The organism is Cesiribacter sp. SM1 (genome assembly GCF_020178975.1).
Taxonomy (GTDB): Bacteria; Bacteroidota; Bacteroidia; order Cytophagales; family Cyclobacteriaceae; genus Cesiribacter.
In genome coordinates this window covers 104,081-127,745 of sequence record NZ_JAHXBU010000094.1, presented here as the reverse complement: position 1 = coordinate 127,745, position 23,665 = coordinate 104,081, and the positions used below count along the sequence as shown (strand labels likewise).

Here is a 23,665-nt window from a genome sequence, read left to right as displayed (position 1 = left end):
GATCGGCCTTTAAAAATTGACTGGACCGCAAAACTATCACTTTCGGGACGTGAAAATGGCTCTTATGGTTTATTCTTTAGAGGGGGAATCAAAAGCAAAAAGGTTGAATCTAAAAAGATTACCCGCTCTACAAGATAAGCATCTTACCATCTTTAGTGCGAAAATCAGGGCTAAATTGTTTCACAATTGTAAAAGTAAAATGCTGTATTGCTGAACGTGGCCCATTTAAGGAACGTTTGACAGCAGCATAAAGTTAAGGGAGATATGGCTACAGGTGTGCGGGAGGTTAAAAAATACCTCCAGGAATTATCAGAAGAAGAGCTGCAGGAGGAGCTGCTGAAGCTCTACAAGAAGTTTCCTATCGTAAAAGAGTACTACCAGCAGGAGTTAAGCCAGGATGGCGGCGGTCTTGTAGGTGATTATAAGAAAAAGATCAGGCAGCATTATTTTCCCAGCGGCCGCAGCGTTAAACGCCCGCGTGCTGCCAAAACCCGTGAGCTGCTCTCGCGCTTCCGCAAGCTAAGCCCTTTTCCCTACGATGTGGCCGACCTGCTCCTGTACCAGGCCGAAACCATGGTTGAGTTCTCTGCTTCCAAAGGCAGCGGCAACAGGGGCTACATCAGCGGAGGCTTCAACTCTACCCTTATAAGCCGCTACAAAGAAGCCCTGCAGCTTATTGTGGCCGAAGGCCTTCAGCAGGACTTTATGCCCCGCCTCCAGCAACTGCTGAAGGACGCCCGTTTTATGCGCTGGGGCACTTATGACGGGCTGCTGGAGCTCTACATCCAGCATATCAATAAAAATAAAGAAGAGGTAGCGGTAGGTTAATCATGTACTGCTTATTCAATGTGCCGGTTCGCCCGGGGCGTGTAGCCGCTGCGACCAATGTGCTGATTGGGGCAGCGCAGCATCGATTTATCTGCAGCAGATAGCTTCTACTGCTTCCCGCCCATCAGCACATTGTTCACTGGCACATTAACACATTGCCCTACACTGCCAGCAACAGCATACCATCCCACAGCACATAGCGGGCTTCGAGGGCTTTTTTGGCGGCTGCTTCGGCTTCACGCCACTTCTGCTCATCATTGCCGCAAAGTTCGTTCATAACGGCTTCAATGCGTTGGTTCTGTTCTTGTTCGTTTATGCGGGTATGGCGCAGGAGGTAATCGCGGTAGAGGGCTAAATCTTTCTGGTGGTAGTTTAGCAGGTCGCCGTCCAGGCGGTGTAGCAGTTCCGATACAACATCTTCGCGGCCTAAAAAGTAGGCGGCTGCTAATTCATGAGGATTGTTGCTGTGGCAGATGCCCCAGTTGATGCGCAGGTAGTTTTTAATGCTCTCGGGCAGCCGTATTTTCTCAAGGGCATTTTCAAGATCTTTTTCTTCCTGCATGAGCACCAGAAAGCGGTCAATCATATAGGTTTTAGCGCCGGCCTGCTGCATGGCTTTGCGGTAGAGCTCAAAGTGGCTGATGTAGCCGCCATTGCCATCACTATCGCTTTCTTCCTCTACCAGCATTTCGTTAACAATGCGGTTGCTGATAGGTTCCTCGCTGGGGGTCCAGATTCTGGTGGTGCTGGAGATGGCATTTTCCAGTGCCTTGAGCTGTGAAAGGTTGTCCCACACGGCAAACACATGGTGCTCCATGAATTCCCGCAGGTCTTCCAGGGTCTCCAGTTGTAAATATATTTCATGTGCCAGCAGGCGCACACGCATTGGTTTCAGTGTATCCCGTATCGCCTCTATCCTCGATGATTCCATGACTGAGTCTGTTAAAAAAAATCCTAATTCTATTATCTAACTATACATTAATCTACGGCTTGTTTAAGAATAGGGTTTGTAGATTTAACGCTTTTATCGTTCCTGTTAACGATTGTAATAGCCTTGTTATGAGGAAATTATGAGTAGTTAGGGTCTTGAGAATCAGCCAGATGAGGCCATTTACAGGAGAAAAGCAGGCTTTCTATCCCTCCTCCTGCAACTGCAGGCGCACCAGGTTGGCGTAGGTACCTTCGGGCTGGTGCAGCAGCTCTTCGTGCGTGCCGCTTTCTGCAATTTGCCCGCCGCTGATCACATAAATGCGGTCTGCTTTGCGGATGGTGGCCAGGCGGTGCGCAATAATAATGGTGGTACGGCCGTGCATAAGCTCATCAAGAGCCATTTGTACCAGGTGCTCACTTTCGGCATCGAGCGATGAGGTAGCTTCGTCCAGGATCAGGATCTTGGGATCCTTGAGAATGGCGCGGGCAATGGCAATGCGCTGCCGCTGGCCACCGCTTAACTTTACCCCGCGTTCGCCTACCAGGGTATCAAAACCTTCGGGAAAGTTTTCGATGAACTGAAGGGCATTTGCTTTGCGTGCGGCCTCGCGTATTTCTGTTTCCGTAGCCTGGGGGCGGCCATAGGCAATATTTTCGCGGATGCTGCCCCCGAACAGGATTACCTCCTGGGGCACAATGCCCAGGTTTGCCCGGTAAGCACTAAGATCATAGGTATTGATGTTCTGTCCGTCTACCAGAATTTGCCCCTGTTCCGGCTCATAGAAGCGCAACAGCAGCTGTACAATGGTAGATTTACCAGCGCCACTGTGGCCTACCAGTGCCACCTTTTCACCACTGCAAATGCTTAGCTTCAGGTTCTGCAGCACTTCAACTTCGGGGCGGGTAGGGTAGGCAAAGCCAATGTTCCTGTACTCAATGCTGCCGTTAAGGGGCAGGCGCTGCAGTGGTTCCTCAAGGGTCATCTCGCCGGGCAGGCTAATGATCTGCAGTACCCTTTCCGAGGCGCCAATGGCTTTTTGCAGCTGCCCGTACAAATCGCCCAGGCCTGCAATAGAGCCGCCAATAAACATCATGTACATGATAAAGGCCAGCAGATCGCCCACCTGCATTTCTCCGCCTTGCACCAGCAGGGCACCATACCATACCACGGCAACCATACCCCCAAACAGTATGCTGATGATGAAAGAGATAAAGGCACCACGATAGCTGGCTGCCTTAAGGGCCGTTGCTACCACGCGGTTCAGTGCCGTGCTGTAGCGCTGGGTTTCGTAACGCTCGCTGGTAAAAGCCTTTACCATGCTTATGGACTGCAGGGTTTCTTCTACCACAATGTTGGCCCTGGCCAGCTCGTCCTGTATCTGCTTGCTAAGCCGCCTGATAAAGTTGCCAAAGAGCATGCCCAGCACCACAATTACCGGAAAGGTAGCCAGCATAAACAGGGCAAGCTTGGGCGTAAAGTAAAAGATAATGGTGGTGCCAACGGTTAGGGTGAGCACCTGCCGGACAAACTCGGCCAGCGTTACTGTAAAGGTATCCTGCAGCTGCGATACATCAGAAGTAATGCGGCTGAGTAGTTCTCCGGTGCGCTGGCTGTCGTAAAAGCTCATGGGCAGGCTAACAAAGCGGCCGTAGAGGCTGCGCCGCAGATCGGCCATGCTGCGCTCGCTTACCTGGGCAAAAAAGTAAACCCTTAGAAATGAAAACACGGCCTGTATCAGCAAAATGCCCAGCAGGAGCAGGGCTATCTGGTTTACACCCCGCAGGTACCACTCACCGGCGCCGGTGGCAGCATCGATCAGGCGGGCTGCCACATACGGAAAGGCCAGCAGGCAAAGGCTCGATAATGCCAGGGAGGTAATGCCTGCTATAAAAAGCCAGCGGTAAGGCAGTATATAGTGGAAAATACCTGCAAGTTTGCTAAGGTTTTCCTTGCTTAGCTTACGTTTTTCTTCGGGTTTTAAGGGATCCCGTCTCTTTGCCATACGTTACCAATAACAGCTAAAAACAAATTAGGTTGCGCTCCCGCCGGGAGAGGGTGTTGCCTGGGAGTTGCGGGATGGAGGTTTAGTCCATGCGGGCGTTTGTGCTTTAACTACGCGGCGGTAAACAACAATAGCCCTGGGCGTTGTACCCGGGTGGAGGTAGTGGCTGTGCAGCCTTTGGGTTTATAAGTTGTGCCAGAGATAAAATGCCGGCATTTGGCCGGGCCAGCCTGCAGAGGCTAATCAGCAGCCTGCAGGCTGGCCCTGTGGTATAATTTACCGGGAGCCTAGCGGCTGAAAAGCTTACCGATGCGCCTTGCCAGTTTCTTTTCCTTTTCCCAGAAGAATGAGAACTGCCCCAGCAAAAAGCCATAGGCAAGCAACATAATCTGGTAAAAAGGCATTACAAACAGGAGGTAAGCAACAGTCTTTAGCCAAAAGGGGGTGGTGTCGTCAAAGCCCAGTCCTGCAAACAAAAATTTGCGGATATACACAACGGTAGAGCCTGTAAGGGTAAAAACAGCCAGTACAGCAACTACCTGCACAAGGCTTTGTAAGCCCCACTTATCCTTCAGTTTATATAAAATGCCACTCTTGGCAGTAAGTGCCTGTGTGGTCTCGGGTTTTTCCAGTGTTTTCAAACCTTCTCTTACTGATCTGTTTACAAAGGTACAATTGTTTTTGTAATAGAGGCCTACAGGAAGTGGCAGATGTTGAAAAACTTAAATCTTGGCAGTACATTTAAGCCCAAACCAGCCTGTGCCTAATTTTTAACAGCCTCCTATGGAAGACAAATTTAAGATCAATAAAATTCTGGTAAGCCTCGATCTTTCTGAAATGGATGAGGTGTTAATTCGCTTTGCCTGCTACACGGCTAAAATGATGAAGAGCGAGCGGGTTTATTTTACGCATATTTCTACCAGCCTCGACATGCCCAAAGAATTGCAGGAGAAATGGGGTGAGCTGATGGCGCCGGTAGATGAAAAAATACTGCATAATATAGGGCAACAGGTTGATGCTTTGTTTGAAAAGGTGAAGGATTGCGAAACGGTGCTGGAGGTGCATGAAGGAAACCCCACCGACAAACTCCTGAAGCTGGCCCAGCAAAAAGATGTAGACCTGCTGGTGTTGGGGCATAAGGCAGGCCTGAAAGGAAGTGGTGCCGTTCCCATGAAAGTTGTAAAGGCGGCAAATCGATCTGTACTCCTGGTGCCTGAGCTGCTGCCTAAAAAGATGGACAAGATCCTGGTGGCGGTTGATTTTTCAGAGCACTCCCTGCGGGCCCTTAAGCAGGCGCTCAGGGTACAGGAAAATTCGCAGATTCCGCTGGAGGTTAAGTGTCAGCATGTATACAGTTTGCCCAGTGGCTGGCATACTACCGGCAAAAGCGAGAAGGAGTTTGCAGATATTATGTGTCAGCATGCCCGGAGCGATTACCAGAAGTTCCTGAAAAAGCTGCCCGAACACTATCAGGATTTGCCTTGTGTGTTTACGCTTGATAATAACCATGACCCGGTGAAGGAGATTTTTGACCAGGCTGTTCGGGAGCAGGCAGATCTGGTGGTGATGGGATCGAAAGGTAAAAGTGCTGCCGCTGCCGCACTTATGGGTAGTGTGGCCGAGCGCTTTGCAGAACATAACAGGAGTATTCCGCTGCTGATTGTAAAAGACAAAAACGAGAACATTGGGTTTCTGCAGGCGCTGTTCCGCTTATAGCCGGTTGTTGCAGTAGTCTTGCGCCTTACTCCTTTTTCTCTCCGCAGCCATCCAGTAGCTGCCCCCTTAGCCAAACTGTTGCGGTGTAGGCATAGTCACGGTCGCTCATGCCATCGGAGCAGGGGGTGTTTCCCCTGCGCAGCAGTGCCCAGCCCTGGTCTCCAAGCTGGTAAAGCTGCGCCCACTCTTCGGTACGGCCGGCAGCACTTTTGGGGCTGTTGTAGGGAAAGCTAAGCGAATCTCCTTCCATAGATCGGTAGGTAATGTAGGCGCTGCCAATGTTCAGGCTCCAGAAGGGCTCCGTTCCGGTAATACGATAATATATTTCATTTTCTCCCTTTGCAGAGCTGCTGCTCATTCCGTTCTCTTCGCTGCTGCTGTCAGGTAGTGTGGGAGGCTCGGGTACGGGGTCGGTGGCTTCGCGGGGAGCCATGGTATCGGCGGCATCTCTCCCGGCAGAGGTGGTTCCGCTTTCGCAGGAATAAAGCACGCCCAGGATCATGCAAATGGTTAGCAGCTGTTTCATGCCCTTTTAACCTCATGGCTGGCTAATTGGTTGTCGCTGCTACCTGGCTTAATGGCTGTGGCAGTGCCTTTGCGGCCGCCAAACATATTATAATGATGGCGGTTACTCTTGAAACAGAGTGGTAAACCAAATCAATATCAACTATGAAAAGAAATACATCTTATTTGTTAACAATGCTGGTAGTGTTGCTACTGGGCTTCGCTTCCTGTACCAGGTCAACAGAGGATGGTGCTCACTATGGTACCTGGGATGAAGACAACAGTGTGTCGCTCGATGACCGGGAGTTTGGCAATGCCTGGGGAGAATCTGGATATTATGACCGCTGGGATGCCAACAGTGATGGCTTTGTAGATGCAACAGAGTGGACAGAAGGCAGGGGTAGAAATATGCCAAGCTACACTGGTGACTATAGCGAATGGGATGCCGACGCTGATGACAGGCTTAGTGAAGATGAGTTCAGGCAGGGTATCTACGGCTATTACGACAGGGATGGCGACCGTATGATCAATGAAGAGGAATACAATGCCTGGTACAGCGAAAACCAGTAGGCTTGTGCCGGAACTGGAGGTGTTCTTTGGCGGTGAATGCATTCATGGAGATCATTTTATTTAATGCTTTTTGATGGCCAGTCCTGTAAGTGGGCTGGCTTTTTTTGGTCATGCTGTGTTCCTGGCTGCTGCTGAATGCCACAATTGTGGAAATATATGCCTGTTCCCCTTGCTGCAGATAAACATAGCTTGCCCGGACAGGTTACATTTTATACTATTTTTTAAATATATCAAGTTATGACAACAAAGAAATACTCCCTTTTGTGCTTCGTGGTTTTTGCCCTGATGCTGGTAAATCTCTCGGCTTGTAAAGTTTCTGAAGAAGAAGGTTATGGTCGCTGGGATGCAGATGCCAATGCCATGATAGACAGTAATGAGTATGGTACAGCCTGGAATGAGGCTGGTTATTATGGCCGCTGGGATGCCAATCGCGATAATTATATAGATGAGAGTGAGTGGAATGCCGGGCGTAACACTTACATGCAGGATGTGGGTGCAGACCAGGTTGGTGCCTACACCGATTGGGATGTTGATGGAGACGGCAGGCTGAGTGATACAGAATTCAGGGACAGGTCCTTTGATGTATATGATGCCGACCGGGATGGTAATTTGAATGAAGCCGAATACAATACCTGGTGGGGAGGCTTTAACCGCACAGGCAACAGCCTCTAAGCCTTTCTAAAGTATCCTGCCCGTACCAAAACTAAAAAGCCAGTCGCTGCAGACTGGCTTTTTGTATTTCTACTGGTTGTGGATAATGTGCGCTATGGGTTAAAGCTATAGATAACCAGTTTGTTATCATCTTCTACGGTCAAAACAAGCCGTCATTCCCCTGTAGAGGGAGCTCTGTTTGCTTTTGCAGGTGAAAGCACCATTTCTGTTTCTAGCTGACAGATCCCCGCCTGCGCGGGGATGACGATTAAGGAGCATTTGACCCTGATGCTAATCCTTAACTCGCGTTAGTATTAGTAACTTCTGCTTGCCTGCGGCCAATGCTTATTGCCTGCTTTCCAGGTTGCCCACACGATCCTTCAGCAGGCGTAACTGGTCTTCCAGTGCCAGTAATTTGTGCTCCAGCAGGCCGGGTTGTTGCAGCTGGGTGCTCCAGCAGCCTTTCACTTCCCAGAGTTCCAGTAGTTCTTCCTGGTTCACAGTTACTGGCCCTGTTGTAGGGTTGTCGGCATCCAGTACCAGTTCTTTTTCTGCTGCTTTCCTAAGGCGGCGTATCAGCAGTTCCTTTGCGGTAACCACTACATAAATACAGCCCTCGTGCAGGCGGCCGGGCTTTTCTTTTGGCGCAGGTATAGCGGTAAGAATATCGCCATCTTTGAGGCCACCGCCATCGGTGAGCATCTCTCCGCCGCTATGTTCAAAAGCCCTGGTCTTGTCTTGCAGGGCTTCCGGTAATGCTACTTTTGGTAGCCGGTTGTGAAAGTCCCTGTTGTTCAGGTTTACAATATACTCCAGCCGCATGGCCTTGCTCACAAAAGCCAGGCCCGCTCCTGCAGTACTGTTGCTCCTGTTTAAGGGGGTGGTCTGAACTTGCTCATTTTTTGAGCTTTTACCCAAGGCAGGGGGTAGCTGGGTGGGGTCGAACTCCCCTTTCAGGATGTCCAGGCTGTACAGTTCATTTACTGTAAGCTCTTTGCGTAACAGGGCGTCTGCCGACAGGCCAAAATGCTGAGCAATAGCAATAATAGTATCGATCTTAGGCTCTGAACGCCCTTCTTCATACGCACCTACACTTGGGCGGGCCAGGTCGAAGAGCTCTGCAAATGCTGCCTGGGATAGTTTTTTGACCGCCCGGATGCGCTTAATGTTCTTGCCGATGTATGACATAAAAAATATTTGCTCTTTTTTTTAGCAACTCTATTACTTTTAGCTAAATCTTCCGTATATTTAAATCAACAACAAAACAGATATCAGCCAGGCGTAAAATTATTGTTATAAATGGTGTAACAATTATATTAATGAATTCCGCGATTCTTTATTTTTGAGCAACATGAAGTAAATCTAAAAATTTTAACCAAATGAACTGCTATTTCGACAAAGTGAAAAACTATTTGCTGGAGATGGGATGCGAGATCAGGCTGGCAAATGAATCCGAAGGACTTTTTGTGGTAAGCCACGAAGAGCGCGGAATCCATAACCTTGTCATTGGCTGTGCTGAACCCATCCTCATCATTGAGCAGTTCATTTTCGAGGTTCGGGAGGAAAGCCTGGAGGTTTACAGAAGCCTGCTGAAAAAGAACAGGGATATGATTGCCGGTGCCTTTGTGCTGGACGAAACCGGCCGCAAGGTTTTATACCGTAATACCCTGCAGCTCGAAAACCTTGACCTCAACGAGGTAGAGGGTACCTTTAATGCGCTAAGCCTGCTGCTAACCGAATATTCCGAAGAGCTTATTCGCTTTGCGAGGCAGTAAGACAGCGTCAGGAACCAGGAATCAAAAGTCAGGACTGATCATTCAGGCCTTAACTTGAAATCCCGGCCCAGGCGGCGGACCGGCCCTGACTGTTATCTCTTGATTCAACATAGAAACAACAACTAAATACTAATATCATGAACATCTTCAGAAGACTTTTTAAGATTGGTCAGGCCGAAACACATTCTGCCATCGATCAGCTGGAGAACCCTATCCGCTTAACCGAGCAGGGCATCCGCGACATGAAGGAAGACCTTGATAAAAGCCTGCAGGCGCTTGCCGAAGTAAAGGCTATGGCCATTCGCTCCCGCAGCGAAAGCGAGGAGTATCAACAAAAGGCACAGAACTATGAGCATAAGGCCATTCAGCTCCTGAAAAAAGCACAGGCTGGTGAAATGGACAGCGCCGAAGCGGATCGTTTAGCGGGCGAAGCCCTGCTGCGCAAGGAGGAAAACGTAAAGCTTAGCGAAGGCAGCAGGCGTGATGTAGAGCGCTTCGATGGCAGTGTTCAGCAGCTGGAGGGCAATATTCGCACCATCAGGGCCAACATCGCCAAATGGGAAAACGAATTGAAAACCCTTAAAGCTCGTGTAAAAGTGAGCTCTGCCACCAAAAGCCTTAACAAACAGCTTGCCCAGATCGATAGCAGCAGCACTGTTTCTATGCTGGAGCGCATGCGTGATAAAGTAGCTCAGGAAGAAGCGCTTGCAGAAAGCTATGGCCAGATTGCGAACGAAAGCCGCAGCATCGACGATGAGATTGAAAAAGCCCTGAACGACGGCCCAAGATCAGCCAGAACCGCCGGCGAGCTGGAAGCCCTGAAGAACAGGCTTGGAATTAATAAACCTGCTGGCGAAGGTAATGCCTAGCAGGCTGGCTTCCGGAGTCCGGAGCGATTATCTCCCTTAGTTAGCCCCTGATTTCTGTCCGGGGTCCGAGGGTAATATTCTATGCTGTAAGTACCCCGGATTAAATTCCGGGGCTAAGTAAAAATATAGCTTACATAGGCACTTTGCCTTAAATACATAAGGGGAAATTAATTTCCTCACCGGCCTTGTTGCCGGGAGGCCCGCTTCCAACCAATAACCAATTAGCGCCATGACTGAACTACTCAAATTTGCCATAGCCGGAGCCAACGTTATTCCAACCTTGCTGCTGATTGCCATTATTCTGTACTGGTGTACCGTAGTGGTTGGTGCCGCTGACCTTGATATGTTTGATCTGGATCTGGATACGGACACTGATATGGACGGACATCCCGAAGGCAGCCTGGAGTGGCTCAATAATGTGTTGCGCTTCTTTAACCTGGGTCGGGTGCCGCTCATGATCTTTCTCACCTTCCTGATTCTGCCGCTCTGGCTCTTTTGTATTGTGGTGAACGATATGCTGGGCTTCCAGAGCCTGCTGCCGGGTTTACTCACCTTTGGTGTTGGTTTCTGGCTGTGCATGTTCGTGGCAAAGGTGCTTACCATTCCCTTTGTAAAGCTTTTTGATAAGCTCGACGAAGAGCATAAGAATACCTCGATCATTGGCAAAATCTGCACCCTGCAAAGTACTGCTAACGATGTGAGAATAGGCCAGGCCCTTGTAATGCAAAACGGAAACGGGGCTCCTATAGTGCTGATGGTCTGCAGCAGGCCTGGTACCGCAGTAAACAGTGGTGAAACAGCCCTGGTGCTGGAGTACCAGCCAGAAAAGCGCTGCTACTTAGTAGAACCTTATACTATATAATATAACAAAAGAAATTATTCAACTTTAATCATCACCCTTAATTATGGAAAGTATTGCAGGAAATGCCCTCTTACTCTATGGTGGCATATTCATCTTCGCGCTGTTTGCCATTGCCATTCTCATAGCAAGGCTCTACCGCAAGGCAGAGCAGGGGCAGGCGCTGGTAGTAACCGGTATGGGCGGGCCTAAGGTTTCGTTTAGTGGTACGGTAGTATGGCCGGTTATTCAAAGGCTGGAGGTAATGGATATTACCGTTAAAACCATCATGATCAGCCGTACAGGCAAAGAAGGCCTGATCTGCCGCGATAACATGCGGGCAGATATAAAAGTAACCTTCTTTGTGCGGGTAAGCCAGACCAAGGAAGATGTGATGACGGTGGCCCAGAGCCTGGGCTGTAGCCGCGCCTCGGATCCGCAGCAGATGGAACTGCTGTTCGATGCAAAATTCTCTGAAGCCCTGAAGGCTGTTGGTAAACGCTTCGATTTTGTAGACCTCTACACCAACCGCCGGGAGTTTAAAGACGAGATCCTGCAGATCATCGGCACCGACCTGAACGGTTACATCCTCGACGACTGTGCCATTGATTACCTGGAGCAAACACCACTCGAGTACCTGAACGAAAGCAACATTCTTGACTCAGAAGGTATCAAGAAGATCATCGACCTGACGGCCAAGCAAAAGATGGAGGCCAACTTTATTGAGCGTGAAAAAGAGAAAACGCTGAAGAAGCAGGATGTGGAGGCCAAAGAAACCGTGCTTCAGCTGGAGCGCCAGCAGATTGAAAGCGAAGAAAAGCAGAAACGCGAAATTGCCTCTGTACGTGCCCGTGAGCGTGCCGAAGCAGAGCGCATTGAAGCCGAAGAACGCCTGAAGTCTGAAAATGCCCGCATCTTAACCGATGAGCAGCTGGCCATAGCAGAGCAAAACATGCAGCGCCAGATCTTAGTGGCACAGCGCAACAAAGAAAAAACCGATGCCATTGAGCAGGAGCGCGTAGTACAGGCCCGCGACCTGGAAGCCAACGAGCGCGAGCGTGTGGTAAGCCTGGCGCAGATCGAAAAAGAGAAAGCGCTGGAGGTAGAAAAACGCAACATTCAGGAGGTGATCCGCGACCGTGTGGTGGTAGAAAAAGCCACGGTAGAAGAGCAGGAGCGTATCAAAGATACCGTGGCACATGCCGAAGCAGAGCGCCAGAAGCATGTAGCCCTGGTAAATGCCGAGAAAGAAGCCCAGGAGAAACTGGTGAAAGAGATCAAAGCTGCCGAAGCAGCCCGCGAAGCTGCCGGACACGAGGCGCAGAAAGCCATCATCGATGCCGAAGCCGAGCGCAAATCTGCCGATCTGCGAGCCGAAAGCATCAAGATTATGGCCGAAGCCGAAGCAAGGCAGGCAGCTGCCCTTGGCCTAAGCGAAGCACAGGTAATGGAAGCAAAAGCACTGGCCCTTGCCAAGCAGGGCAAAGCCGAAGCCAGCGTTATTACCGACAAAGCCGATGCTGAAGCCAAAGCCATCCGCGCTACCGGCGATGCACAGGCCGAAGCCAACACCAAGCTGGGCCAGGCAGATGCTACCGTAATACGAGCCAAAGCCGAAGCACAGGAAACACAGGGCGAAATGGAAGCCCGCATCATGGAACAGAAATTCCTGGCCGAAGCCAAAGGCATTGCCGAAAAAGCCCGCGCCATGTCTGCCCTGGATGGTCCGGGCAAGGAGCACGAGGAGTTCAAGCTGCGTCTGGAAAAAGACAAGCAGGTGGAGCTTGCCGGTATCGATATGCAGAAAGAGCTGGCCGAAGCACAGGCCATGGTACTGTCCGAAGGCCTCAAGAAAGCCAACATCGATATTATTGGCGGCGAGAGCATGTTCTTCCAGAATATTCTTGGATCCATGGCCAAAGGCAAAGCCATCGATGGCATGATTAACCAGAGCACAGCCCTGCAGGATGTGAAGAACACCTTCTTTGCGCCTGATAGCAATGGTAACGTTGACTTTAAGAGCCAGCTGCGCCAGTTCCTGGATAAGTTTGGAATGACCACTGATGATGTGCGTAACCTAAGCATTTCGGCCCTGTTGTTAAAAATGACACAGTCTGCCGAAAACGAAGGCCAGCGCACCGCCCTTCAGGAGCTCAACAAGCTGGCCGGTAGCATAGGGCTTGCCGAAAAGCCGGTAAGCACGCTGAATCTGTAAGCGGTAATATCAATGGCGAGGGAATTAATTCCCTCGCTATATAACCTACAAAGCCCAGGCATCATGAAGAATCCATCATCAGTACCAGTTTATGCAGAAAAACAAAATCTGAAAATATCGGCGGTGAGGTTCATCATGGGTTTCGCAACGGTAATTTCACTGGCTCCTTTTTTCTGGAAACTTTACAGTAGTGGCTGGGCGCAGCAAGACCTTCTGGCGGCTTTACCAGTGCTGTTGATCCTGGGAGGAGTGTGGTGGGTGGTGGAGAGTAGTCGTATCCACACCCGCATAACGGCAGAAGGAATCTGTTACTGGTTTTATCCCCTACAGTTCCGCAGGCGCTTTGCCCGCTGGGAAGAGCTGAAAGAAGTGTATATGCAGGAGTATAATGCCTTGGCCGATTATGGAGGCTGGGGCCTGCGCTGGGGAATAAAGGGCTGGGGGTATGTAGCCCCGGGTAATATAGGGATTCAGCTGGTGTACAAGAGTGGTAAAAAGCGATTCATCAGCACCCAGCGCCCCAACGAATTGCGCACATGGCTGGAGCAATATGCACCTGCCAGTATTATCGGCGCCGAAAGCCGGTAAATCCAGGCAACTGGCTTACAGATGAAAGCAGCTGGCCTATGTACTTAGGCACCTTTTGATTTTCTGGTGATTTTTTCCCTTTAGCGATGAGCATCTTTTTACTTATACTGCTGGCTTGCGCTGCCTGTGCTATCCTGGTGATAGGCTGGCTGCTACGCTACCGGCAAAGGCTGGAGTTGCTGGCGGGCTACAACCCTAAGGTAACGCACAACAAAAAGGGGCTGGCCCACTGGGCAGGCAATACCTTTATGGGCATGGCGCCACTGCAGGGAATCTGCGTGCTGCTGGCCCTAAAAACCGGCTTGGTGCTGGTGGGCTGTCTGGCCTACATTGCAGTAAGCTGCATTGGCATGATTGTGCTGGCGCTGGGCGCCACCCAATACTCAAACCTGAACTAATATGTCTGAAAATACACCACAAGCCCAAGCCTTAGAGGGCACATCTTCTAAAGCAGGTGCTCCTACATTAGAAGGCGGTACCTACGAAGTACTGCGTAACCGCCTTCGCAAGGGCGAGGAAAACCTAAGGCTGCGCTTACAGCTGCTTAACAACAGCCGGAAAGATGTTTTCGGGGCCATAGAAACCAGGCTGGTGGCTACCGAGCGGGTTACCACGGCAAACAACTGCATTCCGCAGGATATGGTGCCCATTGGCGGCCGCTTTATCTTTGGCTATAATGTGCACCTGGGCCTTAAGGTGCAAATGGAGCTTGGAGATGTGTTCAGCATTTACCACTACCGCGCAGAAGACCATTCCTTCCACGAAGAAGGGCTGGAGATGCTGCAGCAGGAGGCTTTCCTCACCGATTTTATAGCTCTCTATAAATATTATAAAGACACCCGCTTTGTAAAATTCGCACAGCTGGGGCCGCACCTTTTTATGGTGTTCAGGGTAGGCAAAAATGCTACCGATATCAAAACATTTAAGTGGCTGCTGCAGGGAGGCAAACTCACCTACATTGATAACCGCAGCGACCATGAGTTTATATTTCCGGCCCAGCACGAGTTTCGCTGGAAACGGGCTACCCGCGATATGCACCGGCAGGGCAAGCACCCGCACATCAGCATAGAAGACAAGGTGTTTGTAGAAACGATTGGCGGCGACCTTACCATAAAAGTAGAAGACAATACCGATGCCGGCAAAGGCATTTATATAGAGCCGGTAGACAATACCGACCAGACCCTGGACGATGCCGATATCTCTTATGCGGTAATCGGCAACCTGGTGGCCCTTAAAATAAAGCCCTACCAGGAGAAGGCCTATCGCTACATTATATACAACAGCAAATTGCAGGAGGCCCGCCGCGTAGATGGCATTTCCGAAAGCTGCCTGCTGTTGCCCGACGACCACGGCCTGATTTTCCCCAATGGCTATTACCTGCAAACGGGCGAGTACAAGCTTTTCGATATGGTGCTGGAGGGCATGCTGTTTGAAAAAAGGATCAGCAGCCCAAATGGCGAAGATTACCTCTATGTGTTCTATAACCGCCAGCACGGGCTCTACCTCCTGCTGCAGTACAACCTTATTCTGCAAAAGGTGGGTACCCCCATTACCTGCCATGGCTACAGCATTTTTGAAGATGGCCAGATGTGCTACTTCCGCGGCGATGAAGAGCCCAAAAAGCACCATGTGGTGCAGATCTGGCAAACGCCCTATGTTGGTCCAAACCACCCGCTGCAGGGCAACCAGAACTCCTACCTGTTTAAAATAGGGAATAAAGATATAGTAAGGGCCATGGCCGAGGCCAATGAGCTGCTGGTGCTCCTGAACAAGGACGAGCAGTACAACGACCTCTACCTGGACCTGGCCCAGCACACCACCGCCATCCTCGATAGCTATCACTGGCTGCAGCATGAGGAGGCCCAGAAGCTGGCCGAGCCCCTGCAGGAGATCCGCAATGCTGCAACGGCCGCCATCGACGAGTTTGAAAAAGTTACCCGCATACGCCAGAATACCAATGAGCGGGTAAGTACCGTGCTGGGCAGTGCTGAAGAGCTGCTGAAAAAGATTAACCGTGAGCGGGCCAGCCGCATCCAGGATTTTGTTGATTTTCTGACCAGCCTGCGCGGCATGCGTGGCGAGGTGATTTCCCTAAAGGAGTTGCGCTATGTAGAAGTGGCCCCGGTGGAAAAAACCGAGAAAGCCCTGGCCGGGGCCCAGGATAAGGTAAGCCAGAAAACCGTAGGCTTCCTTTTAGGTCCCGAGGCGCTTAAGCCCTACGAGCAGCGCGTAAAGGAGCTGGAAGGGCAGGTAGCTGCTGCCGAAAAGGTAGTGAAAGCCAATGAGCTGGAGGAGCAGCTGAACAAAGCCGCGGCCGAGCTGGAAATGCTCATAGAGGTGGTAAGCAACCTGAAGATCGAGGATGCTACCCAAACCACCCAGATCATCGATAACATCAGCGCCATTTATGCCCAGTTCAATACCGTAAAGGCTGGCCTGAAGCGACGCCGCAAGGAGCTGATGGGGCAGGAGGGCAAGGCAGAGTTTGCAGCCCAGATGAAGCTTATAGACCAGGCCATTATCAATTACCTGGATGTATGCGATGTGCCTGCCAAATGCGATGAGTACCTCACGCGCGTAATGGTGCAGCTGGAGGAGCTGGAGGGCCGTTTCAGCGAGTTTGAGGAGTTTGTAGATCTCTTAACCACCAAGCGCGAAGAAGCCTACAATGCCTTTGAGAGTCGTAAGCTGCAGCTTACCGAAACCCGCAACCGCAGGGCTTCCAACCTGCTGCAGGCGGCAGACCGTATCCTGAAGGCGGTACAGAACCGCCTCTCCCGCATGGAAACGGTGCAGGAGATCAATGGCTACTATGCTTCCGACCTGATGCTGGAGAAGCTGCGCAGCATGGTAAACGAGCTGCTGGAGCTGGGCGATACCGTGAAGGCCGACGACATCCGCAGCCGGATGAAGAGTATCAGGGAAGAAGCCATTCGTCAGCTTAAAGATAAAAACGAGCTTTATGCCGATGGCAAAAATGTAATTCGCTTCGGCACCTTTTCCTTTAGTGTAAACACACAGCCGCTGGAGCTAAGCATGGTGCCCAAAGAAGGGCAGATGTATTTTCACCTCTCCGGTACCAGCTTTTTTGAACCTGTGGCGCACGAGGCTTTTAAAGATAATGCAGAGCTGTGGGAGCAAAGCCTGGTGAGCGAAAACCGCCAGGTGTACCGGGCCGAGTACCTGGCCTACCAGATGCTGCAGGCAGCAGAAAAAGCAGGAGTGAGTGGCGCACGCAGTGGCGCTGATAAAAGTGTGGAGGAGCTCCATGCGCTGGCGCCTGAAGCGCTTAAAGCTGAAGTGCAAAGTTTTATGGCCGGCCGGTTTAACGAGGGCTATGTTAAAGGAGTGCACGACCATGATGCTGCCCTTATCTTAGGTTCCCTGCTGCGCATGTACCAGCAGGCGGGTCTGCTGCGCTTTAGCAGCCCTGCCCGTGCCTGTGCCGCCCTCTGGTGGCAGGCCTTTGCGGCACCTGAAGTGAAGGAAGAGCTGGAGCACCAGCTGAAAGGTGCCGGCTACATTCAGCAGGTGTTCCCCGAGGCAGGTGCTATTGAAGAGCTGATCAGTGCCCTGGCGAAACAACTGGAGGAGTTTATCAGTGCCTACGGCTTGTTTACTGCTGCAGTAGTGCCGGAAGCTGCACAATACCTTTTCGAAGAGCTTAGCCGGAACAGTAATTTTGTTGTTGATGGTGAGGCAGTTAAGCTGCTGGAAGCGTTTAAGGCTTTTCTGAAAAAGCAAAAGGCCGAAGGGCAGCTGGAGGCCTCGGTAAAAGCCTTGAACAATAAACCTGCCCCGCACTATCGTCAGCTCTACCACTGGCTAAGTGCCTACCTGAAATCTATAGGCACCACATCAGACTACCTGCCAGAGGCTGCCGTATTGCTGCATGGGGGCAAAAGGCCCGAAAGAATTGTTGAGGCGCAGCTAAGCGAAACCTTAACTGGTTTGCAGGGCACACATGGGCTGCTGGAAGACCGGAACTACCAGCTTAGCTACGGTGCATTTTTGCAGCGCCTGCAAAGCTATCAGCAGAAAACTGCCCCGGCTTTCGAAGAGCTGCAGCGCCTGAAAAAAGAGCTGGTGCACAGCTTTAGCGAAGAACTGCGGCTGGAGGAGTTTAAGCCCCGAGTGATGAGCTCGTTTGTACGCAACAAGCTGATTGATGAGGTGTACCTGCCCCTGATTGGTGCCAACCTGGCCAAGCAAATAGGCACGGCTGGCGAAAACAAGCGCACCGACCTCATGGGCATGCTGTTGCTGATCTCCCCTCCGGGCTATGGCAAAACCACCATCATGGAGTACATTGCCAACCGCCTGGGGCTTATCTTCATGAAGATCAACGGACCGGCGCTGGGGCACGACATTACCTCTGTAGACCCGGCTGACGCCCGCAACTCTGCTGCGCGGCAGGAGCTGCAAAAGCTTAACCTGGCCTTTGAAATGGGCGATAACGTAATGATTTACATCGACGATATTCAGCACTGTAACCCGGAGTTTCTGCAGAAGTTTATCTCGCTTTGCGATGCCCAGCGTAAGATAGAAGGCATCTGGAAGGGTCGCCCGAAAACCTACGATTTCAGGGGCAGAAAAGTGGCCGTGGTCATGGCAGGTAACCCCTATACCGAAACCGGCGAGAAGTTCCAGATCCCTGATATGCTGGCCAACCGCTCCGATATTTACAACCTGGGTGATATTATTGGCGATACCGCCGATGCCTTTAAGTTAAGCTACCTCGAGAACTGTCTTACCTCCAATGCCATACTGGCTAAGGTTGCGGCTAAAAGTCATAAGGATGTACTTACGCTTATAAAGGTAGCCGAAACTGGGCAGCAGGAAGGCCTCACTTTTGAAGCAAACCATTCGCCGGGCGAGATCAGTGAGGCTGTGGAAATACTGAAGAAACTGCTGAAGGTACGCGATGTGATCCTGAAGGTAAACCTGGCTTATATAGAGTCTGCTGCACAGGCCGATGAATACCGTACTGAGCCACCCTTTAAGCTGCAGGGCTCGTACCGCAATATGAACAAGCTGGCAGAAAAGGTAGTGCCGGTAATGAATAATGCCGAGCTGCTCACCCTGCTGCAGAGCCATTACGAGGGCGAGTCGCAAACCCTTACCACCGGTGCCGAAGCCAATGTGCTGAAGCTAAAAGAGCTGAACGGCTGGCTGAAGCCGGAAGAAGCTAAGCGTTGGGAAGAGATTAAGGCTACCTTCCGCCAGAACAACAAAATCAAAGGCATGGGTGGCGACCATATGGCGCAGGTGCTCCTGCAGATCGAAAATGTAAGCCACGCTCTTTATGGCATAAGGGCTGCCCTGGCAGGCCTGCCTCGTCCGCAGACAGGGTTACCCACTCCTCATGCAGATGGCAAGCCAGATGGAAACGGGTATACCAGCAATAGTGGAGATTTTATAGAAATCACAAATCCTTAGTGAATACAGTAGTAGAGGCTGGAGTATTCTACTCAAAACGTAACATAAAAATTTTATTTAGGTATACTATATAGGGCTCATTAAGAAATGAGTATCTATCAAATAGGCTAACGGTTCACGTAAGATGTGAATTGACCAATAAATTTGGGTTATGTCTGGCAGAATATCTGTTACAAAAAATTAATAGATAGTGCTAAACATCACCCTTTTTTATGGGGTTAGTCTGTTAGTTAAATAAATACAGAACTAAAATTTTTAAAACTATGGCAACTGAAAAATTAAATTCATTAAAAGATCTTTTTGAACACGAAATTAAAGACCTATACAGTGCAGAGTCGCAACTGACAGATGCACTACCAAAAATGGCTGAAAAAGCTAGCTCACCACAGCTGCGTCAGGCCTTTGAAACTCACCTGGAGGAAACCAAGCGCCAGCGCGAGCGTCTGGAAAAAGTTGGTGAAATCTGCGGCTTTAGCGTAAAAGGCGAAAAGTGCCAGGCAATGGAAGGCCTTATCAAAGAAGGCAAAGACATGCTGGAAATGAAAGGCGATGATAAAGTGCGTGATGCCGGACTTATTGCTTCTGCACAGCGTGTAGAGCACTACGAAATGGCCGGTTATGGTACAGCCCGCACCTATGCACAGCAGCTTGGCCTCAATGATGTAGCTGATCTTCTGGAGCAAACCCTCAATGAGGAGAAAAGAACTGACCAGAAGCTGAACGATATTGCAGTAGGCAACATCAATCAGAAAGCACAGCAGTAAGCTTAGGTAAGCTGAAGCTTAATTAATAAGCTTATAAATATAAAAACCCCGGCCCTTTATGGGTTGGGGTTTTGCTTTTTAAAGGCCTTTGCTGTAGCGGGTAACTGCTGGCACAAAACAGTAGTATGTCTTATTTTTTGGTAAGAGCAGCTTTCCTTTAAGCTGTAAAAAATACAGCATCTTTCAGGAGTTAAAAGCGGTAGTGCAGCGCAGGGTCTGGCTTTAGTTATAAGAAAAGCAGGCTGTACACCAAAGCTTTAATGTGAAATTTTATTTAATTATTCTAAACAATTAGTCCTTAAACAGGTAGTTTTTTGTGGGCATTCTTTTTTTTAGAATCTATTATGGTCAGCCTAGTAAATACAGCCCTTTACATAAGCTAAAAGCACATCTTAAGAAACAGGATTTTTATGAGCAGGTTTAAGAAAATGCTAATGAACGAAGAGCCTAAATTGGTAGCTCCTGGTGTTTATCAATTAACTTCGTCTATCGTTAACGTTTATTTTATTGGATTTCCGGGTGAAGAATGGGTGCTAATAGATACAGGAATGCCTTTTTCTGCAGGCCAGATACGGCAGGCAGCTGAAAACATTTATGGGCTGGGTGCAAAGCCAAAATCAATTTTGATGACCCACGGTCATTTTGATCATGCTGGTTCACTGGAGGAACTTTCCCGCATCTGGAACATTCCCGTATATGCCCACCCCCGCGAATTTCCTTACCTGACTGGAAAATCTGAGTACCCGCCGCAAGATCCTACGGTTGGCGGCCTTGGTGGCCAGATGAGCCGCGTTTATACCAATAAACCCTATGATGTATCTGAAAGGCTTGAAGCACTGCCCGAGGATGGCAGCGTACCAGGCCTTACAAACTGGAAATGGATTTACACGCCCGGCCATACAGTAGGCCATGTGTCTTACTTCCGGGAAAAAGATCGGGTATTGATTGCAGGGGATGCCCTTATAACCATGGATATGCACAATCCTGCCGGACTTATGGGCAAGCATAATGGCTTATGGGGTCCGCCGGAGTACTTTACCCCGGACTGGGTTGCTTCCTTGCGTTCTATCGATAAAATAGCCATGTTACGGCCAAAGGTGTTGGCTACCGGGCATGGAGATGCGCTAAGCCACCGCGGGCTGGAGCTCGACCTGATCCAGTTTGCAGATAAGTACCGTCCGCCACGCCATGGCCGCTATATTCCGGAGCCTGCCCGTTATAGTGAAAACGGCGAAGTACTGAGTGTGCCACCACCAGCAAACGATACGCTGGTAACAGTGCTTGCTGGTGTAGGTGCAGGCATTATTGGACTGATGGCGGCCTACGGTGCTGTTAAACTAAACCGCAACAGAAAGAATAATATGGAAGAGCGTATAAAATTACGCCGTACCAATGTTGAGCTTCCCTGGAACAAGCGTATGAACAGGCCTCCGGTAAGCCGTGAGCGTTACAAGCCCGTTACCTTTACGCTTGCCCGCAGAAAGAACTATGATGATTATGAGTAGGAAATAATATGCATCAAAATCACAAGCCCCGGCCATCAATGGCTGGGGCTTGTGATTTCTTAAGGAGTTCTTCAGTCGCTTTCGCAAAGTTTTTTCAGGTAGCTTCTGAATTTTTCATAGTCCTGAGGCCCGAGCTTCTGTTCCCATGTTTTTTCAAACTCATAATTGATGGAGCGCCCCAGGTCCCTGATTTTTTTGCCCTCTGCTGTGAGGAATAATAAAGAAGCCCTTTTGTCAGTAGGATCTGGTTTTTTCTCCAGGTATCCGGCTACTTCCAGCTGTGCTATCAGCGCACCCATAGATTGTTTTGTGATTTTAGCCACAGCTGCCAGCTCTGTAAGCCTGCTGCCCTCCTCTTTTGTATGATGGAAGATCCAGCCATGGGAGTTGGAGATTTCCTGGTAGCCCTTGCTTTTCATGGCTTCTTCCAGGTTGCTGCGGTACTCATCCATTAACTGGCGCATATATGCACCTGTATTTACATATCCACCCATAGTAGATGTGTTATCACTTTCCTTAAGCATTATGGTATTTTCATTTTCTGTGTACTATTGGTCGCATTGCAGCCCTGCATTAAGGTCTAAGCTTATCCCCCTGCAATATTAACAGGCCCTTTATGCTGGGAATGGAGTAACTACCTGTTGCTTTGATCCAGATTTATGCTGCTATAGCCCCTTATCTCTTCAGTAGAAAATATTTACGGGCAACTGTTGCTTTAATTAGTAAGGTTAACTTACTTTGTAGTAAGGCAAACTTACTAAATATTTCCTGTATGTTAAAGGGTTTCATCAATAAATCTACGCCGGAGAACAGCAGGGCAGTTCCCGGAGCCCGCTTAAGCTTTATAATTAAGGGTGAGCAAACAAACAATGCTTTTGCACTGATGGAAGCCGAACTTCACAGGGGAGGAGAACCCCCTGCGCACGTACACACCCACGAGGATGAATCGTTTTATATCCTGGAAGGAAGCATTAAGTACTATATAGGGCAGCAGGAACTCCTGGCAAATCCGGGAGATTTTGTGTTTTTGCCCAAAGGGGTGCCTCATTATTTTGAGGTGCAGTCTGGCATAGTAAAGAAGTTAATGCTGGTAAGCCCTGCAGGGCTGGGCAAATGGTTCTGGGATAATAGTGTGCCTGCGCCGGATATGAAACCTTTGCCCCTGCCACAGGAGCCCCCACCTGCGGATGTTACAGACCACTATGTACGCTCACTGCAGGCATATGGCATAGAACAGGTGTAGCAAGCCCATACGCACGCAAATATTATCAATTTTTCAGGACCGGATTACCCGGCCCCTGCTGGCATATTGCCGTTATTTTTTCATTTGTTATATCCAGTCCCACGATCATCAAGTCCGGTTTTAAACCGGAAAAGACTATAGATAGCCAACATGCTTTCTGCTGCAGCAAATATAGGCCTGGTGAAAGATATCGTGTATGGCATGTGCCAGACAGAGGCAGAGATTGCTGCATTCTGGAGAATGGTTGGGCTTAAACAGGAGGAGCTTTCTAACCCAAATGCTGTGGTGGGAGTACAGATGCTGGAGAAAATATTCAGCCATGCCAGCGAGTGTACTGCAGCAGCAAGTGTAGGCTTGCTGGCAGGCAGAAAGGCCAGTCTTAGCAGTTGGGGAGCTGTAGGGCAGCTGATGCAGATTTGTCCTGACCTGCGCACTGCCCTGGAGGTTTTATGCAAATATCACTCCTCGTTTACAAAAAGCATTTACTTTGATTTGTTTGCCGAAGGCGAGCTGGTGGTACTGCAGATAACCCCTGAACAGGGCTGGCAGGATCAGTGGCAAGTTTCCTGCCGGAACAGTGTGGAATACATGCTCTCCGCCACCTTACATTTTTTAGAGAGCCTGGCAAAACATCCTGTTATTCCTGCTAAGGTAACCTTCAGCTATTATCCCCCGCAGGCCCACACGCTTGAACAGGCTTTTAAAGCCCCGCTGGCCTTTGGACAGGTAGGTAATCGGCTCTACTTCCACAAAAAGGAGCTCCAGCATTCTATCTCAGGCTATAACCTTAACTTTTACAAATACCTGGAGCAGTTTCTGGAAGAGGCACTGGCGGTACACACAACTGATCTACAGCTTAGCGAACAGGTGTGTAAGTTAATCAAGTGCAGGCTTAGCACAGGAAAACCAGTGAGCATACAGCTCATTGCCCTTGATGCAGCTATGTCGCTCCGGTCGCTGCAGCGAAAGCTAGAGCTGGAGGGGGTTACTTTTCAGCAGCTGCTCGATGGGGTAAAAAAAGAAGAGGCCCTTTGTTTGCTGCGCAGCAACCGTTATTCCATTACAGAAATTTCCGATAAGCTTGGCTATAGCGAAGCCGCAGCCTTTCGCAAAGCCTTCCGCAAATGGACCGGCGAAAGCCCCAGGAGCTATAAACCACTTCTGCTTGCCCGTTAACACTTTTTGTCTTTATTTTTCTGTCTTAAAAATATGCGCATGCAGGGGCAC

At 49.9% G+C, this 23,665-nt stretch carries 21 protein-coding genes; 15 read left to right on the top strand and 6 right to left on the bottom strand.

Annotated features, from left to right (window positions below):
• The first annotated feature begins 264 nt into the window (after positions 1-264).
• Positions 265-828, top strand: coding sequence for a DUF6155 family protein (locus KWJ01_RS24805; protein ID WP_224999828.1), 564 nt, complete (start codon positions 265-267; stop codon positions 826-828).
• Positions 829-988: 160 nt separating this feature from the next.
• Here KWJ01_RS24805 and KWJ01_RS24800 read toward each other — a convergent pair whose 3' ends face one another.
• The 3 genes from KWJ01_RS24800 to KWJ01_RS24790 all read right to left on the bottom strand — a co-directional run bounded on the left by KWJ01_RS24800 (position 989) and on the right by KWJ01_RS24790 (position 4,402).
• Positions 989-1,759, bottom strand: coding sequence for a DUF3050 domain-containing protein (locus KWJ01_RS24800; protein WP_224999827.1), 771 nt, complete (start codon positions 1,757-1,759; stop codon positions 989-991).
• A gap of 202 nt (positions 1,760-1,961) precedes the next feature.
• Positions 1,962-3,761 carry an ABC transporter ATP-binding protein gene (locus tag KWJ01_RS24795; protein ID WP_224999826.1) on the bottom strand — a complete coding sequence of 600 codons (1,800 nt, stop codon included), beginning with the start codon at positions 3,759-3,761 and terminating at the stop codon, positions 1,962-1,964.
• A gap of 287 nt (positions 3,762-4,048) precedes the next feature.
• The gene (locus KWJ01_RS24790) at positions 4,049-4,402 is read right to left on the bottom strand and encodes a DUF6787 family protein (protein ID WP_224999825.1); all 354 of its coding nucleotides are present in this window, start codon (positions 4,400-4,402) and stop codon (positions 4,049-4,051) included.
• Between the two features lie 142 nt (positions 4,403-4,544).
• Between KWJ01_RS24790 and KWJ01_RS24785 the strand changes: the two genes are divergently transcribed.
• Positions 4,545-5,477: a universal stress protein gene (locus tag KWJ01_RS24785; protein WP_224999824.1), complete on the top strand. Its 933-nt coding sequence runs from the start codon at positions 4,545-4,547 to the stop codon at positions 5,475-5,477.
• A 25-nt stretch (positions 5,478-5,502) separates the two neighbouring features.
• On the opposite strand, the gene KWJ01_RS24780 is transcribed toward KWJ01_RS24785, so the two are convergent.
• A complete protein-coding gene (locus KWJ01_RS24780; protein ID WP_224999823.1) occupies positions 5,503-6,003 on the bottom strand; it encodes a COG3650 family protein in 501 nt (166 codons plus the stop codon).
• 143 nt (positions 6,004-6,146) lie between these two features.
• Here KWJ01_RS24780 and KWJ01_RS24775 point away from each other — a divergent pair, with 143 nt between their 5' ends.
• Together KWJ01_RS24775 and KWJ01_RS24770 are read left to right on the top strand one after the other, a co-directional pair.
• On the top strand, positions 6,147-6,551 hold the full coding sequence (locus KWJ01_RS24775; RefSeq protein ID WP_224999822.1) for a hypothetical protein: 405 nt from the start codon (positions 6,147-6,149) through the stop codon (positions 6,549-6,551).
• A 237-nt stretch (positions 6,552-6,788) separates the two neighbouring features.
• A complete protein-coding gene (locus KWJ01_RS24770; protein WP_224999821.1) occupies positions 6,789-7,223 on the top strand; it encodes a hypothetical protein in 435 nt (144 codons plus the stop codon).
• A gap of 324 nt (positions 7,224-7,547) precedes the next feature.
• On the opposite strand, the gene KWJ01_RS24765 is transcribed toward KWJ01_RS24770, so the two are convergent.
• On the bottom strand, positions 7,548-8,390 hold the full coding sequence (locus KWJ01_RS24765) for a LexA family transcriptional regulator (RefSeq protein ID WP_224999820.1): 843 nt from the start codon (positions 8,388-8,390) through the stop codon (positions 7,548-7,550).
• Between the two features lie 191 nt (positions 8,391-8,581).
• Here KWJ01_RS24765 and KWJ01_RS24760 point away from each other — a divergent pair, with 191 nt between their 5' ends.
• The 9 genes from KWJ01_RS24760 (at position 8,582) to KWJ01_RS24720 (ending at position 21,195) form a co-directional block, all read left to right on the top strand.
• Complete coding sequence (locus KWJ01_RS24760) at positions 8,582-8,977, top strand: YbjN domain-containing protein (protein WP_224999819.1); 396 nt, start codon at positions 8,582-8,584, stop codon at positions 8,975-8,977.
• 137 nt (positions 8,978-9,114) lie between these two features.
• Positions 9,115-9,846 (top strand): PspA/IM30 family protein, encoded by a 732-nt coding sequence (locus tag KWJ01_RS24755; RefSeq protein ID WP_224999818.1) that lies wholly within the window; start codon positions 9,115-9,117, stop codon positions 9,844-9,846.
• Between the two features lie 229 nt (positions 9,847-10,075).
• Positions 10,076-10,708: an OB-fold-containig protein gene (locus KWJ01_RS24750; RefSeq protein WP_224999817.1), complete on the top strand. Its 633-nt coding sequence runs from the start codon at positions 10,076-10,078 to the stop codon at positions 10,706-10,708.
• A 43-nt stretch (positions 10,709-10,751) separates the two neighbouring features.
• A complete protein-coding gene (locus KWJ01_RS24745; protein WP_224999816.1) occupies positions 10,752-12,899 on the top strand; it encodes a flotillin family protein in 2,148 nt (715 codons plus the stop codon).
• A 63-nt stretch (positions 12,900-12,962) separates the two neighbouring features.
• Entirely contained in the window at positions 12,963-13,487 is a 525-nt protein-coding gene (locus KWJ01_RS24740) for a hypothetical protein (RefSeq protein WP_224999815.1), read from the top strand.
• 86 nt (positions 13,488-13,573) lie between these two features.
• Positions 13,574-13,885, top strand: coding sequence for a DUF3784 domain-containing protein (locus tag KWJ01_RS24735; RefSeq protein ID WP_224999814.1), 312 nt, complete (start codon positions 13,574-13,576; stop codon positions 13,883-13,885).
• Between the two features lies 1 nt (position 13,886).
• Complete coding sequence (locus KWJ01_RS24730; RefSeq protein WP_224999813.1) at positions 13,887-18,926, top strand: DNA repair ATPase; 5,040 nt, start codon at positions 13,887-13,889, stop codon at positions 18,924-18,926.
• A 263-nt stretch (positions 18,927-19,189) separates the two neighbouring features.
• On the top strand, positions 19,190-19,690 hold the full coding sequence (locus KWJ01_RS24725) for a ferritin-like domain-containing protein (protein ID WP_224999812.1): 501 nt from the start codon (positions 19,190-19,192) through the stop codon (positions 19,688-19,690).
• A 410-nt stretch (positions 19,691-20,100) separates the two neighbouring features.
• Positions 20,101-21,195 (top strand): MBL fold metallo-hydrolase, encoded by a 1,095-nt coding sequence (locus KWJ01_RS24720; protein ID WP_224999811.1) that lies wholly within the window; start codon positions 20,101-20,103, stop codon positions 21,193-21,195.
• A gap of 71 nt (positions 21,196-21,266) precedes the next feature.
• On the opposite strand, the gene KWJ01_RS24715 is transcribed toward KWJ01_RS24720, so the two are convergent.
• Positions 21,267-21,719: a MarR family winged helix-turn-helix transcriptional regulator gene (locus KWJ01_RS24715; RefSeq protein ID WP_224999810.1), complete on the bottom strand. Its 453-nt coding sequence runs from the start codon at positions 21,717-21,719 to the stop codon at positions 21,267-21,269.
• A gap of 248 nt (positions 21,720-21,967) precedes the next feature.
• Here KWJ01_RS24715 and KWJ01_RS24710 point away from each other — a divergent pair, with 248 nt between their 5' ends.
• Both KWJ01_RS24710 and KWJ01_RS24705 read left to right on the top strand, forming a co-directional pair.
• Positions 21,968-22,438, top strand: a complete 471-nt coding sequence (locus tag KWJ01_RS24710; protein WP_224999809.1) for a cupin domain-containing protein — start codon at positions 21,968-21,970, stop codon at positions 22,436-22,438.
• Positions 22,439-22,588: 150 nt separating this feature from the next.
• A complete protein-coding gene (locus KWJ01_RS24705; RefSeq protein WP_224999808.1) occupies positions 22,589-23,614 on the top strand; it encodes an AraC family transcriptional regulator in 1,026 nt (341 codons plus the stop codon).
• Positions 23,615-23,665 lie beyond the last annotated feature (51 nt).